We start from the raw sequence: 15,391 nt of genomic DNA, 5'->3' as shown, positions 1-15,391 counted from the left end.
GGACATCTCCCCCTCGAGTGGGGAGATTGGCAGTTTCGGCGCCTCGCTCAGTCCCGCAAGGTCGGCGATTGGCGAAAGCCGTCGCGACATCCAATCTCCCCCCTTGAGGGGGAGATGTCCGGCAGGACAGAGGGGGGCGCTGGCCCGCGGCGTTGCCGCAATTTGCAACTACCCGGCCAACGCCAGCTTCGCCACGGCCGGAGCAAAAGGCCGAATGTTGATCCCGTCCCTGGTCATGGTGACGAAGCTCGATGGCGGGATCGCCTAGGCGCGATCCGGAAGAGCCGCCGGCTCCTTGGTCGCGTGCGTGCCTCTGTTGTGCGTCCGCTCGTAAAGCTCGCGAACGATTCGGCTGGCGGTAGTTTCAAACAGAAATGGCAAGAAAGCATGAACGAGCGCGGCGCCGGCCGCCATCAACAGGCGCGACGAAAACCAGGCGGCAAAGCCCATGTGGCTGAAATAGGTTTCGCCGACCTTGGCCGGATGAGAGGTGAAAATCCTTGCGACCGACATGCTGGTTCCCCTTCAGCGCTTGAAGTTCCTGATATGAGTATCCTGACATGCTTCGCCGGTTCATCGGTCTCAAAATGTCCTTGTATTTCGGTGATGCATGGGACAAATATCCCACATGGCGCTGGAAATTGACGAAATCGACCGGAAATTGCTCGCCGAGTTGCAACGCGACGGCACGCTGTCGGTCGACCAGTTGTCGGAACGGGTGGCGCTGTCGCGCAATGCCTGCTGGCGCCGGGTGAAGCGGCTGGAGGAGGCCGGTGTCATCACCGGCAGGGTGGCGCTGGTCGATGCCGAAAAGCTCGGGCTTGGCCTTTCCGTCTTCATCCTGATCCGCACGTCCAACCACGATCCGGAGTGGCTGCAGAGATTCCGGGCGGCGGTGACCGGCTTTCCCGAGATCATCGGCGTCTACCGCATGTCCGGCGACCTCGACTACGTTCTGCGCGCCCGCGTCGCCGACGTGAAGGCCTATGACCGGCTCTACCAGCGGCTGATCGCCAAGGTGGCGCTGTCCGACGTCTCCGCCTCCTTCGTGATGGAGGAGATCAAGGAGACGACGGTGGTTCCGATGGAAGTGCGCTAAGGTATGTTGAGATTCAGGTCAGGCCATACTGATGCCTGAAAGAAAGCCGTTGATAGGCTTGCGGGCGAATTGACCGAATCGGCAATCGCGCCGATAGGATCGATTTTATGCGCGCAGCCCTTCAAACTCCCTCCGTCATCGGTCCGACCGTCGGCTTCGTCAGGTTGCCGCATGCTGAAGGACTTCCCCTTCCTGCTTATGAAAGCACCGGTGCTGCCGGCATGGATCTGCGCGCCGCGGTGCCGGACGACCGGCCGCTGCTGATCCTGCCCGGAAAACGCGCTCTGGTGCCGACCGGGCTGATCCTGGAAATTCCCGAAGGCATGGAAGGCCAGGTGCGGCCGCGCTCAGGCCTTGCCTTCAAACATGGGCTGACCGTCCTCAACACGCCCGGCACCATCGACAGCGACTATCGCGGCGAGGTCAAGGTGCTGCTGATCAATCTCGGCGACGAGGACTTTGCCGTGACGCGCGGCATGCGCATCGCCCAGATCGTTTTTGCCGCGGTGACGCAAGCCGCCGTGGAAGAGCGCAACCTGGCCGGCGGCACGGCGCGCGGCGCGGGCGGGTTCGGATCGACCGGCACCGCCTGATGCCTGAACTGCCTAAACTTGTCATCTTCGACTGCGACGGGATCCTGGTCGACACGGAGAACCTGGCCAATCGGCGCCTTGCCGAATGGCTGACCGCTGCCGGCTATCCGACAAGCTTCGAATATTGCCGCAAGAATTTCTCCGGCCGCAGCATGGCGTCGGTGCAGAAAGAGATCGAAGAAAAGACCAGCGTCAGGCTTGGCGCCGATTTTGTCGATCGCTGGAACGCCGGCCTGCCAGACCTGTTCGCCCACGGCGTCGAAGCAATCCCTTATGTCCGCGAATTCGTCGAGGCCGTGCGGTCAGCCGGGATCGCCTATTGCGTCGCCACCTCGGCCCGGGTGTCGAAGATGCACATCACACTTGGCCAGACCGGGCTGTTGCCGCTGTTCGAACACGCGATGTTTTCCTCGACGATGGTCGCGCGCGGCAAGCCGTTTCCGGACCTGTTCCTGCATGCTGCGAAAACCGTGGGCTTTGCACCTGCCGACTGCATCGTCATCGAGGACAGCGTCGCTGGCACGCAGGCCGGCATCGCGGCCGGCATGCGGGTGTTTTCCTATCACGCCGATCCCTATTCCGACCGCGACGGCCTTATCCAGGCCGGCGGCATCCTGTTCGACGACATGCGCGAACTGGCCGGGCTGGTGCCGATCCACTGAGCTGGCTGACGGACTGGACGGGTTGGGAGGCTGTGCTACGTTCCGCGCGCCCGACAGCCTGAGGCGACCATGCCGACGAACCTGCTTCGCTTCATCCTCGCCGTGATGCTGCTGCCATTGCTGTGGACCGCAGCCGGCGCGCAAGACGCCAGCCTTCCGGAGCTCGGCAGCCCACTGCCCGGCCAAAAAGACATCACCTATCTCGACCTCGCCAGGATGATCATTCCAGACCTCGCCGCCGACAAGAATGGCTTTTACAGGGGCGGGCTGCCGATCGCGATGCGCCATATCGAGGGACCCGACAGCGGCGGCTCGCCGCCCGAAACCTCAGGCTTTTCCAATGCCTCCGTGCTTGCCATCAAGGCGGGAGGCAAGGACCGCCTGACCATGCTGTTCGATCTCGGCGATTCCTCAGACAGCGCAGAAGGCTATGCGGTGCTAGCGCTCTACGACATTACGGGCAAACCAAGGCTGCTCGACGCCGCCAATGTCGCCCTCGACCGCAGCACCTATTTCCGCGAACCCGGCAAGCTCGGCATCGGCGCCAATGATGATATCCTCATGATCGAGAGTTCGCATTCCAATTCAAACCAGAACTATATGATCGTCCCGCTGATTATGGTCGCCAGGGACAAGTTGAAGCTGATCGACATCATCTATTTGTTCGACGAGCACGTGTGTGCCTATAGCCGGACGCAGGACGTTGCCTTTAAAGCCTTCGCAGAGGGCCGACGCCATGCGGCGATCAAGGTAACGGTGACCGATGCCACCGTCGTGAACGACGAAAGCTGCGATGACCAGCCGCCCAAACCTGAATCTCACGACATCTCCGTCACCTATCATTGGGACAAGACAACGTCGCACTACGCCAAGGATTCCGACGCGCTGGACAAATTGGCAGGAGAGAACGCCAAACGCTTCTGAACCAATCGCATTCGTTTGCCCGGCCAGATGGAGCAGGATAAAATCCGTTCGGCCACACCGCATATGATGGGGGAACTACCATGGACAAGGGCAAGATCTTTCGCGACCTGCATGCCTCGACCTTCGTCGTGCCCAATCCCTGGGATATCGGCACGACCAAGCTGCTCGGCTCGTTCGGCTTCACGGCGCTGGCGACGACCAGCGCCGGCTTTGCCTTTTCGCGCGGCCTGCCGGACGGCGCGGTGACCTTCGACCAGATGATCCACCATTGCCGCGAAGTGACCGCGGCGACCAGCCTGCCGGTCTCGGCCGACCTCGAGAAAGGCAAGGGCGACAGCGCCGAGCAGGCCGCCGAAACCATCTTCGCGGCGGAAGCTGCCGGCCTTGCCGGCTGCTCGATCGAAGACCACACCGGCGATCCGGACAAGCCGATCTATGATTTTGCGCACGCCGTCGAACGCGTTGCGGCGGCCGTGGAAGCGGCGCGGGCCCTGAAACGCGATTTCGTCTTCACTGCGCGGGCCGAGAATTTCCTCTGGGGCAAGTCCGACCTCGACGACACGATCAAGCGGCTGCAGGCGTTCGAGAAGGCCGGCGCCGACGTACTCTATGCGCCAGGCATCGGCAACGTCGAGATGATCCGCACGCTCTGCTCTGCCGTCAGCAAGCCGGTCAATGTCATGGCGGTACCGGGTTTTACCATCGCCGATCTCGCCATGGCCGGCGTCAAGCGTATCTCGCTCGGGCCGTGGCTGACCAATTTCGCCTACGGCATGCTGGAAACGGCGGCACGCGAAATCCAGCAAGACGGCACCTTCGGCTTCACCCGCGCCGCCATGCCGTTCAGCAAATTGCAGGCCCTCTTCGGCAAATCTTCGGATTAATGGGGCCCGTCGCATGACGCTGACCGTGATCGACATGCATACTGGCGGCGAGCCGCTAAGGATCGTCACCGGCGGCTATCCCGGTATCCCCAAGGGCACGATCCTGGAAAAGCGCGCCTATGTGCGCGACCATCTCGATCATCTCAGGAAAATCCTGATGTTCGAGCCACGCGGCCATTACGACATGTATGGCGCCTTGCTGGTCGAGCCGGACCTGCCCGGCGCCGACCTCGCCGTGCTGTTCATGCACAATGAGGGTTATTCGACGATGTGCGGCCACGCCATCGTCGCGCTCGGCCGCTACGCCATCGATGAAGGGCTGGTGGCGAAACAGGAACCAGTCACGACAGTCAATATCGAGGCGCCGTGCGGGCTGGTCGTCGCCTCGGTCGAGGTCAGGGACGGCAAGGCCGGTGCGGTGTCGTTCGAAAGCGTGCCGGCCTTCCTGTTCGCCGGTGGACAGGCGATCGAATTGGCGGGCCACGGCACGATTGGCTTCGACGTCGCCTATGGCGGCGCCTTCTACGCGCTGGCCGATTGTCACCAATTCGGGCTCGAATTCGGCAGAAGCCGGATGCGCGATTTCGTCGATGCGGCAACGGGGCTGACGGACAGGCTCAAGGCTGAATTTCCGCTGTCGCATCCCGACCACGGCGACCTAGCCTACCTATACGGCACCATCCTGACCGACGGCCGCGACACATTTTCCGGCGAGGTGACCAAAAACATCTGCGTCTTCGCCGAAGCCGAGGTCGATCGCTCGCCAACCGGTTCCGGCGTCACCGCAAGGCTGGCGGCCATGCATGCCAAGGGCGAGATCGCGATCGGACAGACGCGCACATTCGAGAGCATCGCCGGCTCGCGTTTTTCCGGAGCCGTGGCGCGGACGGCGAAGGCTGGACGGCATGAGGCGATCATCGCCCGCGTCGGCGGCCGCGCCTATTATTCCGGGCGGGCCGAATTCATCGTCGAGGCCGATGACGAGCTCGGACGCGGATTTCTGTTGCGCTGAAGAAAATGCCTAGCCGCGTGAGGGGCGAGCCACTTCCCGCACCGAGATCGCCTTGTGCAGATGCACCATCATGGCGGCGGCGAACAGCGGCGTCAGCAGGTTGAGCAACGGCACGGCGAGGAAAGCGGCGATGAGCAGCCCGGCGAGAAACACTGTGCCGGCATAGTGCCTGCGCAAGGCCCTGGCCTCGTCTTCGCCGCGAAAGCGCATGGCGGCGAATTCGAAGAACTCGCGCCCGAGCAGATAGCCGTTGACGATGAAGAAGGCGGCTATGTTGACGCCCGGCACCAAGAGAAGCAGCAGCGCGACGATGTTGCCGAGAATGACGACACCGAGGAATCGCGCCGACAGCACCAGCGAGCGCAGCGCCGGCATGGCGCGGCCGGTCGGATCGCCGGGGTAGTCGGTGCGCTCGACCACTTCGGCGATATCGTCGAGGAACAGGCCGGCGACAACAGCCGTCACCGGCGCGATGAGCAACGCCATGCCGAAGGCAAGCGCTATTGCCGCGATGATGCCGCCGAGCCACCCGGCCCAGGACGGCATGCCGGGCAACAGCGTCTGCAGCCACGGCAGCGCCAGCCACTCGACGAGGCTCGTCAGGCCGAACCACAGAGCCACCAGTGCCAGCACGGTCAAGCCCAGCGTCTTGACGAACACGGCCCGAAAGGGAGGCGAAATCAGCTCGAGGGCCGCAGCGCGGGCAGCGTCGAAAATCACCTTGTCACACCCCCGGTTAGCGGACGCCGCCTAAAAGGCGGATGCTTCCGAGATAGGCAGCGCAGGCCATGAGCACAAGCGGGCTGGCGTCTACCGCGCAAATGCCGGCTTTCGAACCGGGATGGTCATGGCAGCGACCCCGGCCACGACAAAACCCATGCCCAGCCATGCCGTCGAACCAAGACTTTCGCCGAGGAAGAGAGCGCCGATGCCGACGCCGATCGGCACGCGCAGATAGGCCTGCGAGGTGGTGCCGACCGAACCCAGCGTGTGGATGAGGCGGAAATAGATGACGAAGGCCAGCGCGGTGGAAAAGACCGACAGGCCGAGCAGGGCCAGGATCGACGCGGTCGATGGCGCCAGCGTCCACGGCTGGTCGAACACCAGACTGAGCGGCACGAGGATGACGGCGCCGCACAACATGGAACCGGCGGCCGGTAGCATTGGGTCGAGGCCCTTGAAACCGCGGCCGAAAATGGCGGCCCCGGCATAGCAGACCGTCGCGGCGACGATTGCCAATTGCGCCCACAATTCATGACCGAGGCCACTCAGCGCCTGCGTGCCGATAATGAGGCAGATGCCGGCAATGCCGGCGCCCACACCGATCAGTTTGCGCAAGGTGACCGGCTCGTGGCGGGTGATGAGCGCGGTCAAGAGGAAGGTGAAGATCGGCGAGGTCGCGTTGAGGATGGTGGCGAGGCCGGCATCGACCGAGCGTTCGGCCGCGGCGATCAGGGTGAACGGAATAACGCTGTTGAGGCAGGCCTGGAAGGCGAAGCGGCGCCAGCTTGCAGCATCGCCCGGCAAGGCGAGCCCGCGCCAGCGGATGATGGCCAACAGGATGCCGCCAGCGATCAGGGTGCGGGCGGCAATGAAGGTGACCGGCGGGATGGTTTCGACGCCGATCTTGATGAAGGTGTAGGAGGCGCCCCAGAGCACTGCCAGCACGACGAGCAGTACCAGGTCGGTGGTCAGATCGTTTTTTGCAGGCTCGTTCTTCGTCGACATGCTTTTTGTAGACATTGGGGGCTGGCTCGCCTTCGAAGCGGGATCGTCTGATCCAGGCTTATAGGCGGTGCGGCGATGAAATGCTTCGGCCACGGTCGAATTGTCATAGCGCCTCGCGGCTGATGCGCCTTTGCCTGTTCCGCCAAAGTTGCGTGTCACGCCCTAGGCAAACCGGTTTCAAATCGCTAGACCCGCGCCGGGCCGGCGTGGCAAGAAGCCGGCTCGGGTTTTTGGCGGAGATTTTGATGCCGGATTATGACGTGCTTTGCATCGGCAATGCCATTGTCGACATCATCGCCCAGTGCGACGAGGAATTCCTCGAGACCAACGGCATCATCAAGGGCGCGATGAACCTCATCGACACACAACGCGCCGAACTGCTCTACAGCCGCATGGGCCCGGCGATCGAGGCGTCCGGCGGCAGCGCCGGCAACACGGCGGCCGGCGTCGCCAGCTTCGGCGGCCGCGCCGCCTTCTTCGGCAAGGTTTCCAACGATGCGCTGGGCGAAATCTACGCCCACGACATCCATGCACAGGGCGTCGCCTTCGACACCACGCCGCTCAAGGGCGAGCCGCCGACGGCGCGGTCGATGATCTTCGTCACCCCTGACGGCGAGCGTTCGATGAACACCTATCTCGGCGCCTGCGTCGAGCTTGGGCCGGAGGATGTCGAGGCCGATAAGGCTTCTGGCGCCAAGGTCACCTATTTCGAAGGCTATCTGTGGGACCCGCCGCGCGCCAAGGAAGCGATCCGCCAGACGGCGAAGCTGGCGCACGCAGCAGGCCGCGAAGTGTCGATGACGCTGTCGGATTCGTTCTGCGTCGACCGCTACCGCGACGAATTCCTCGAGCTGATGCGTTCGGGCACGGTCGACATCGTCTTTGCCAACAGCCACGAGATCAAATCGCTCTACCAGACATCCTCGTTCGACGAGGCGCTGGCGCAGATCCGCAAGGATTGCCGGATCGCCGCCGTGACCCGCTCGGAAAAAGGCTCCGTGATCGTGCGCGGCGACGAGACGGTGGTGATCAAGGCGACCGCCATCAAGGAACTGGTCGACACGACGGGCGCCGGCGATCTCTATGCCGCCGGCTTCCTGCATGGCTACACGCAAGGCCGCGACCTGCAAACCTGCGGCGACCTTGGCTCACTGGCGGCCGGATTGGTGATCCAGCAGATCGGCCCCAGGCCCCGGCAGAATCTGCGCCGCGAGGCTGAGCAGGCGGGATTGCTGTAGGGGTCCCGACGCTTTTAACCTCTCCCCTTGTGGGAGAGGTCGGATTGCCCCGATTTGTCCTTTACAAATCGGATGGCAATCCGGGTGAGGGGTAGCTTGGCGCCAAGCTGGAACACCCCTCAACCGTCTTGGCGCTACGCGCCAATCCACCTTCTCCCACAAGGGGAGAAGGAAATGCCGTCGCGCGGCTGTCACACATGACACCTACACGCAATCTGGGCGCCCGCGACTAACATCTGTGCGCCCTCAGTCAGTTGGGGTGTCAAGACATGCAAGACAGCAAGCTGTCGGGCGGCAGGATCCGTCGCCGCCGTGATTTCCGTTTTCCGCACTAGAAGTTCAACAATCGGCCGCAGCTGAGGGGGAGCGCGCGGCCAGAAGACAGATGCATGAACAGATTTCAAATCCAGGGCCTCAAGCAGGACGACTTCGCGGAGATGGTCGCGGAAGACGTCGAACGTGCACTTGCCCACTATGACGAGGCCATCAACAAGCCCACCATGGTCTCGGTCGGCAAGATCGCCGGCAGCATAGCGTCCGCTGTCACCTTGCTGTCACCGAAGCACCAGCGCGCCATCGACGCCATCCATGCCGACCTGCCCGGCCTGGCCTCGAAATTCGTGCGCGCGCTGGCGGCGGAAGCCGCGCGCCGCAGCGAAGCCGGTATTGCCGGCGTGACAAATCCGCCGACGACCCCGTTGGCCGATGTCGAGCCTCCTTCGCTGCCAAAGTCCGACGATCTCGAATCGATGCTGATCGAGGACTGGGCCGGCCGCGTCGCCGGTTCGACCTATCTGGAAGAGCATCTGCGCATCGCCCGCTCGACCCTGCACCGCTGGCAGCGGCGGGGTGAGGTCATCGCCTTGCGCAAGGGCGGCCGCAAACATGTCTTCCCGCTGGTGCAGTTCGTCGACGGCCGGCCGGTTGCAGGCATTCGCGACGTGCTATCCCTGATCACCAATCCGAGGCTCGCATGGCTGTGGCTGACGCGGCCCTCGGCGCAGCTCGACGGCCGCGTCCCGATCGACTTGCTGCGGCAGGATCAGGTGGACGAGGTCGTCGAGGCCGCTCGCATATTCGCGCCGGGCTGAACGCCTCGCCGACTCACCGCTGAGGCCAGCCCCTCAAGTCCCCGCCGTGTACGCCGCGATCGCCGCCATGTTGACGATATCGCTGTCCTTGGCATTCAGCGACACGATCTGAACCGGCTTGTTCAGGCCGACCAGCAGCGGCCCGATCACCGTCGAGCCGCCGAGTTCCTGCAACATCTTGGTCGAAATCGAGGCCGAGTGGAACGCCGGCATGATCAGCACATTGGCCGGGCCGGTCAGGCGGATGAACGGATATTGCGCCATGGCGCGGGCGTTGAGGGCGACGTCGGCGGCCATTTCGCCGTCATATTCGAAATCGACGCGGCGCTTGTCGAGGATGCGCACGGCTTCCTGGACGCGCTCGGAGCGTTCGCCCTGCGGATGGCCAAAGGTGGAATAGGCGAGCATGGCGAGCCTCGGCTCATAACCCATGCGGCGGGCAAAGCCTGCCGCCTCCTCGGCGATGTCGGCGATCTGCTCGGCGTTCGGCATATCGTGCACGGCGGTGTCGGCGACCAGCACGGTCTTGCCCCGCGCCAGCACGATCGAGACGCCGATGACGCGGTGGCCGGGCTTGGCGTCGATGACGCGGCGGATGTCGTCGAGCGCGGTCGAATAGTTGCGGGTGACGCCGGTGACGATGCCGTCGGCGTCGCCCAGCGCCACCATGCAGGCGGCAAAGTGGTTGCGATCGTTGTTGATCAGCCGCTGGCAGTCGCGAAACAGGAAGCCTTTGCGCTGCATGCGCTCGTAGAGGTAGTCGGTGTAGATGCCGTTGCGGCGCGACAGCCTTGCATTGATGATCTCGATGCCTTGTTTGTTGAGATCGATGCCGGCGTGCTTGGCGTTTTCCTTGATGACGTCGTCGCGGCCGAGCAGGATGGCGGTGCCGAGCTTCTGGTTCACATAGGAGACGGCGGCGCGCATGACCTGTTCCTCCTCGCCCTCGGCGAAGACGATGCGCTTGGGCTGGCGGCGCACGCGGTCGTAGATGCGCTGCAGGGTCGAGGCGATCGGGTCGCGGCGGGCCGACAGTTCCTGCGCGTAACGGTCGAGGTCAAGGATCGGCTTGCGGGCGACGCCTGAATCCATCGCCGCCTTGGCGACCGCAATCGGAATGGCCGAGATCAGGCGCGGGTCGAACGGCACCGGGATGATGTAGTTGGGGCCGAATTTCGGCCGATTACCCTGATAGGCGGCGGCAACGTCGTCGGGCACGTCCTGGCGCGCCAGTGCCGCCAGCGCCTGGGCGGCGGCGATCTTCATGTCGTCATTGATGGTGGTTGCCCTGACATCCAGCGCGCCGCGGAAGATATAGGGGAAGCCGAGCACGTTGTTGACCTGATTGGGATAATCGGAACGCCCTGTGGCCATGATGGCGTCTGTGCGGATTTCGGCGACCTCCTCCGGCGTGATTTCCGGGTCGGGATTGGCCATGGCGAAGATGATCGGGTTCTTGGCCATCGACTGCACCATGGCGGTGGTCAGCGCGCCCTTGGCGGAGAGGCCGAGGAAGACGTCGGCGCCGTCGAGCGCCTCGGCGAGACTGCGCGCCTCGGTCTTGACCGCATGCGCCGATTTCCACTGGTTCATGCCTTCGGTGCGGCCCTGGAAAACCACGCCCTTGGTGTCGCACAGGATGATGTTTTCGGGCGAAAAGCCCATCGCCTTCATCAGCTCGATGCAGGCGATGCCGGCGGCGCCGGCGCCGTTGCAGACCATTTTCGTGGTCTTCATGTCGCGACCGGTGATCTCCAGCGCGTTGATCAGGCCGGCGGCGGAGATGATCGCAGTGCCGTGCTGGTCGTCATGGAAGACCGGAATGTCCATCAATTCGCGCAGCCGCTGCTCGATGATGAAGCATTCCGGCGCCTTGATGTCCTCGAGATTGATGCCGCCGAAAGAGGGCCCGAGGAAACGCACGCAGTTGATGAACTCGTCGGCGTCCTCGGTGTCGACCTCGAGGTCGATGGAATCGACATCGGCGAAGCGCTTGAACAGCACCGCCTTGCCCTCCATCACCGGCTTGGAGGCCAGCGCGCCGAGATTGCCGAGACCGAGGATAGCCGTGCCGTTGGAGATGACGGCGACCATGTTGCCGCGCGTCGTGTAGTCGAAGGCGCGCGAGGGGTCTTCGGCGATGGCCAGGACCGGAACCGCGACACCAGGCGAATAGGCGAGGCTGAGGTCGCGTTGCGTCGCCATCGGCTTGGTGGCGACGACCTCCAGCTTGCCGGGGCGACCCATGGCGTGGAATTCGAGCGCTTCCTGCGCACTGACGGACGGACCGCTGTTCTCGGTTTTCCTGGCCATGATGTTCTTGATTTCCTCACCGGTGCAGCACCTCGTTGAAGCGGGTGCTTTGTGTCGGACCGAATTAAGACCACGCGCCGCCGCGTGTAAACCGCCAGCGTGCGGAATCGCGGTTGGTACGCGCGATTGCGGGCATCCTGCCGTCCCGGTCGTCCCCTGTTTTTCGAAGCCCCGGCATTAAACCGCGCGATCACATCTGCTAGCGTGCGGCGCATGAACATGCACAGCCCGAACGAGCCGGACGCCCCCGAGGCGATGACGCCGGTGCCGACCGCCCACGCCGGCGCCACGCCGATGATCGAGCAATTCATCGAGATCAAGGCGGCAAACCCGGATTCGCTGCTGTTCTACCGCATGGGCGATTTCTACGAGCTGTTCTTCGACGATGCCGAGAAGGCGAGCCGGGCGCTGGGCATCGTCTTGACCAAGCGCGGCAAGTATCAAGGGCTCGACATTCCGATGTGCGGCGTGCCGGTGCATGCTGCTGACGACTATCTGCAGAAGCTGATCGGCCAGGGTTTCCGCGTTGCCGTCTGCGAACAGATCGAAGATCCGGCCGAGGCGAAGAAACGCGGCGGCAAATCGGTGGTGCGCCGCGATGTGGTGCGGCTGGTGACACCAGGCACCATCACCGAGGACAAATTGCTGGCGCCGTCGGAATCGAGCTTCCTGATGGCGCTGGGGCGGGTGAAAGGCGGAGCGGACCACTCCTTTGCGCTGGCCTGGATCGACATCTCGACCGGCGCCTTCCGCGTCACCGACACCACCGCCGACCGGCTTTTGGCTGACATCTTCCGTGTTGATCCGCGTGAGTTGATCGTTGCCGAGCCAGTGTTCCACGATCCGGAGCTGAAGCCGGTGTTCGACGTGCTCGGCCGCGTCGCCAGCCCGCAACCACCGTCACTGTTCGATTCGGCGTCGGCGACAGGGCGCATCGCCCGCTTCTTCGATGTGGCGACGCCGGACAGTTTTGGCGCCTTTTCGCGCGCCGAACTATCGGCGATCTCGGGCGCCATTGCCTATGTCGAGAAGACGCAGAAAGCGGAGCGCCCGCCGCTGTCGCGGCCCGAACGCGAGGAGCAGGGTTCGACCCTGTTCATCGATCCGGCGACACGCGGCAATCTGGAACTGCTGCGCACGCTGTCGGGCAGCCGCGAAGGCTCGCTGTTCAAGGCGATCGACCGCACGGTGACCGGCGGCGGCGCAAGGCTGCTCGCCGACCGGCTGATGGCGCCGCTGACCGACCCGGCGGCGATCGGCGCCAGGCTGGACTCAGTGTCGTTCTTCCGTTCCGAAACGCGACTTTGCCAGGCGGTGCGGTCGAGCCTGAAGAGCGTTGCCGACATGCCCCGCGCGCTGTCCAGGCTGGCGCTCAACCGGGGTGGGCCGCGCGACCTCGGCGCGCTGCGCGCCGGCTTCGAGGCTGCAGGCGCGATCGCCGAAATCTTTGCCGCCACCGCCCTGCCCCCGGAACTTGCGGCGGCATTGGCCGCCATCCATGCACTGCCCCAAGCGCTTTCGCAGCATCTGATGCAGGCACTTGGCGACGAACTGCCGCTGCTCAAGCGCGACGGCGGCTTCGTTCGTGGCGGCTACCATGCCGATCTCGACGAGATGCGGGCGCTGCGCGACGAATCGCGAAAGGTGATCGCCGGGCTGGAACGCTCGCTGATCGACGAGACCGGCATCCGCTCGCTGAAAATCCGGCACAACAATGTGCTTGGCTACTATATCGAGGTGACCGCCAACCATCATGCGGTGATGACCAGCAGCGATGGCGCCAAGGCGCGCTTCATCCACCGCCAGACCATGGCCAACGCCATGCGCTTTACCACGACCGAGCTTGCCGAGCTCGAGACCAAGATCGCCAATGCCGCCGACCGGGCGCTCAACATCGAACTGGCCGCCTTCGAGGCGCTGACGACGGAAGCGGTCGGCGAAGCGGAGAAGATCCGCGCCGGCGCCGATGCGCTGGCCGTGCTCGATGTCTCCGCGGCGCTCGCGCTTCTGTCGGAAAGCGAAGCCTGGTGCCGGCCGGTGGTGGATTCGAGCCTTGCCTTCGAGATTACGGGCGGGCGGCATCCGGTGGTCGAACAGGCCTTGCGCCGCTCCGGCGAAGGCCCGTTCGTCGCCAACGATTGCGACCTGTCGCCGGAGGGAGCTGCCCGGAACGGCGCCATCTGGCTCCTGACCGGCCCGAACATGGGCGGCAAGTCGACGTTTCTCAGGCAAAACGCGCTGATCGCCATCCTGGCCCAGACCGGCTCGTTCGTACCGGCGACATCGGCCCATATCGGCGTCGTCGACCGGCTGTTCTCGCGCGTCGGCGCCTCGGACGATCTGGCGCGCGGCCGCTCGACGTTCATGGTCGAGATGGTCGAGACGGCGGCGATCCTCAACCAGGCCGGTGAGCGCGCACTGGTGATCCTCGACGAGATCGGCCGCGGCACCGCCACTTTCGATGGCCTGTCGATCGCCTGGGCGGCGGTCGAATATCTGCATGAGAAGAACCGCTGCCGGGCAATCTTCGCCACCCATTTCCACGAAATGACCTCGCTGGCCGGCAAGCTGGCGCGGCTCCACAATGTCACCATGCGGGTCAAAGAATGGGAAAACGACGTCGTCTTCCTGCACGAGGTCGGCAAGGGTGCCGCCGACCGCTCCTACGGCGTGCAGGTGGCGCGGCTGGCCGGCCTGCCGGAAGCGGTGGTCGACCGGGCCAAGGAAGTGCTGCACCAACTGGAAGAGGGCGAAGTTTCGGGCAAGACCAACCGGCTGGTCGACGATCTTCCATTGTTTTCGGTGGCGGTGAAACGAGAAGCGCCGAAGCCGATCAAGAGCGACGCGCTGGGCGCGGCACTTGGCGACATCAACCCGGACGAAATGACGCCACGCGAGGCGCTGGAAGCGCTCTACCGGCTGAAGGGGTTGGCGGGGACGTAGTCAGATCATCTCCAACCCGCGCTTGCGCGCTGGTGGCGGGAAAGCGCGGTCGAGATCGGCGATGTCCTGCGGCGCAAGCTTGATGTCGAGCGCAGCGACATTCTGGCGGACATGCTCCTCGCTGCTGGCCTTCGGGATGGCGATGACGCCCTCCTGATGCATCACCCAGGCCAGGGCGATTTGCGCTGGGGTCGCATTGTGGCGCCCGGCAATGGCTTCGAGCCTGGCATTGCGCGCCAACGCACCCTGCTCGACCGGCGAATAGGCCATCAAGGGGATGCCGCGCTGCCGGCTCCAGGGCGCCAGATCGAATTCGAGGCCACGCCGGACCAAATTGTAGAGCACCTGGTTGGTCTGGACATTGCCGCCATCGGGCAGGCCGATCAGCTCTTCCATCTCGTCGGTGTCGAAATTGCTGACGCCCCAGTGGCGGATCTTGCCGGCCTTTTTCAGGGCCTCGAAGGCCGCGACGGTTTCCGTCAATGGCACGCTGCCGGGCCAATGCAAGAGATAGAGATCGATGCGGTCGGTGCGCAGGCGTTTCAGGCTGTTTTCGCAGGCCCGCTGCACGCCCGCGCGCGAGGCGTTCGACGGTAGCACTTTCGAGACCAGGAAGGTCTCGTCGCGGCGCCCGGCAATGGCTTCGGCCACCACCTCCTCGGCACCGCCGCTGGCATACATTTCGGCGGTGTCGATCAACGTGATGCCGAGGTCGAGGCCGAGCTTGAGGGCATTCACCTCATCGGCGCGGCGACGGGAATCTTCGCCCATCTTCCATGTGCCCTGGCCAAGCACCTGAACGGCTTCGCCGGAGGGCAGTTTGGTGGTTCTGATGGTCGGTGGCATGGCGGGCTCCAGTTAGGGCCGGATCGCATCGCAGGCTGGGCGATAAATCCAGAGGCGT

Annotated in this window: 14 protein-coding genes; 9 read left to right on the top strand and 5 right to left on the bottom strand. The window is 64.1% G+C overall.

The window, feature by feature from the left end; translation table 11 throughout:
- Window positions 1–264 precede the first annotated feature (264 nt).
- Complete coding sequence (locus EN990_RS09415; RefSeq protein ID WP_063169910.1) at window positions 265–513, bottom strand: DUF6356 family protein; 249 nt, start codon at window positions 511–513, stop codon at window positions 265–267.
- 115 nt (window positions 514–628) lie between these two features.
- Between EN990_RS09415 and EN990_RS09410 the strand changes: the two genes are divergently transcribed.
- The 6 genes from EN990_RS09410 (at window position 629) to EN990_RS09385 (ending at window position 5,174) form a co-directional block, all read left to right on the top strand.
- On the top strand, window positions 629–1,099 hold the full coding sequence (locus tag EN990_RS09410) for an Lrp/AsnC family transcriptional regulator (RefSeq protein WP_013528044.1): 471 nt from the start codon (window positions 629–631) through the stop codon (window positions 1,097–1,099).
- Window positions 1,100–1,206: 107 nt separating this feature from the next.
- A complete protein-coding gene (dut, locus tag EN990_RS09405) occupies window positions 1,207–1,692 on the top strand; it encodes a dUTP diphosphatase (protein WP_013528045.1) in 486 nt (161 codons plus the stop codon).
- Entirely contained in the window at window positions 1,692–2,354 is a 663-nt protein-coding gene (locus EN990_RS09400) for an HAD family phosphatase (RefSeq protein WP_127369195.1), read from the top strand. The genes dut and EN990_RS09400 overlap by 1 nt, the downstream gene beginning before the upstream one ends.
- 69 nt (window positions 2,355–2,423) lie before the next feature.
- Window positions 2,424–3,278, top strand: coding sequence for a hypothetical protein (locus EN990_RS09395; RefSeq protein WP_127369194.1), 855 nt, complete (start codon window positions 2,424–2,426; stop codon window positions 3,276–3,278).
- An 80-nt stretch (window positions 3,279–3,358) separates the two neighbouring features.
- Window positions 3,359–4,162 carry an oxaloacetate decarboxylase gene (locus EN990_RS09390; RefSeq protein ID WP_024505790.1) on the top strand — a complete coding sequence of 268 codons (804 nt, stop codon included), beginning with the start codon at window positions 3,359–3,361 and terminating at the stop codon, window positions 4,160–4,162.
- Between the two features lie 13 nt (window positions 4,163–4,175).
- Window positions 4,176–5,174, top strand: coding sequence for a proline racemase family protein (locus EN990_RS09385; RefSeq protein WP_064995777.1), 999 nt, complete (start codon window positions 4,176–4,178; stop codon window positions 5,172–5,174).
- A 9-nt stretch (window positions 5,175–5,183) separates the two neighbouring features.
- Here the strand turns inward: EN990_RS09385 and EN990_RS09380 are convergent, their stop codons facing one another.
- Complete coding sequence (locus tag EN990_RS09380; RefSeq protein ID WP_027163754.1) at window positions 5,184–5,894, bottom strand: sulfate transporter family protein; 711 nt, start codon at window positions 5,892–5,894, stop codon at window positions 5,184–5,186.
- A gap of 90 nt (window positions 5,895–5,984) precedes the next feature.
- Complete coding sequence (locus tag EN990_RS09375) at window positions 5,985–6,917, bottom strand: EamA family transporter (RefSeq protein ID WP_013528051.1); 933 nt, start codon at window positions 6,915–6,917, stop codon at window positions 5,985–5,987.
- A gap of 230 nt (window positions 6,918–7,147) precedes the next feature.
- Here EN990_RS09375 and EN990_RS09370 point away from each other — a divergent pair, with 230 nt between their 5' ends.
- Window positions 7,148–8,140 carry an adenosine kinase gene (locus EN990_RS09370; RefSeq protein ID WP_013528052.1) on the top strand — a complete coding sequence of 331 codons (993 nt, stop codon included), beginning with the start codon at window positions 7,148–7,150 and terminating at the stop codon, window positions 8,138–8,140.
- Window positions 8,141–8,529: 389 nt separating this feature from the next.
- Window positions 8,530–9,231, top strand: coding sequence for an antitoxin Xre/MbcA/ParS toxin-binding domain-containing protein (locus EN990_RS09365; protein ID WP_127384829.1), 702 nt, complete (start codon window positions 8,530–8,532; stop codon window positions 9,229–9,231).
- A gap of 33 nt (window positions 9,232–9,264) precedes the next feature.
- Here EN990_RS09365 and EN990_RS09360 read toward each other — a convergent pair whose 3' ends face one another.
- Window positions 9,265–11,544 (bottom strand): NADP-dependent malic enzyme, encoded by a 2,280-nt coding sequence (locus EN990_RS09360; RefSeq protein ID WP_024501796.1) that lies wholly within the window; start codon window positions 11,542–11,544, stop codon window positions 9,265–9,267.
- A gap of 213 nt (window positions 11,545–11,757) precedes the next feature.
- On the opposite strand from EN990_RS09360, the gene mutS reads away from it, so the two are divergent.
- Window positions 11,758–14,487: a DNA mismatch repair protein MutS gene (mutS, locus tag EN990_RS09355; protein WP_127384830.1), complete on the top strand. Its 2,730-nt coding sequence runs from the start codon at window positions 11,758–11,760 to the stop codon at window positions 14,485–14,487.
- On the opposite strand, the gene EN990_RS09350 is transcribed toward mutS, so the two are convergent.
- Window positions 14,488–15,333: an aldo/keto reductase gene (locus EN990_RS09350; RefSeq protein WP_063169905.1), complete on the bottom strand. Its 846-nt coding sequence runs from the start codon at window positions 15,331–15,333 to the stop codon at window positions 14,488–14,490. It abuts the gene before it with no gap.
- Between the last annotated feature and the right edge of the window lie 58 nt (window positions 15,334–15,391).

This window comes from Mesorhizobium sp. M7A.F.Ca.US.005.03.1.1 (assembly GCF_003997975.1).
GTDB lineage: Bacteria > Pseudomonadota > Alphaproteobacteria > Rhizobiales > Rhizobiaceae > Mesorhizobium > Mesorhizobium ciceri.
This window is presented reverse-complemented; position numbering and strand designations above follow the sequence as displayed.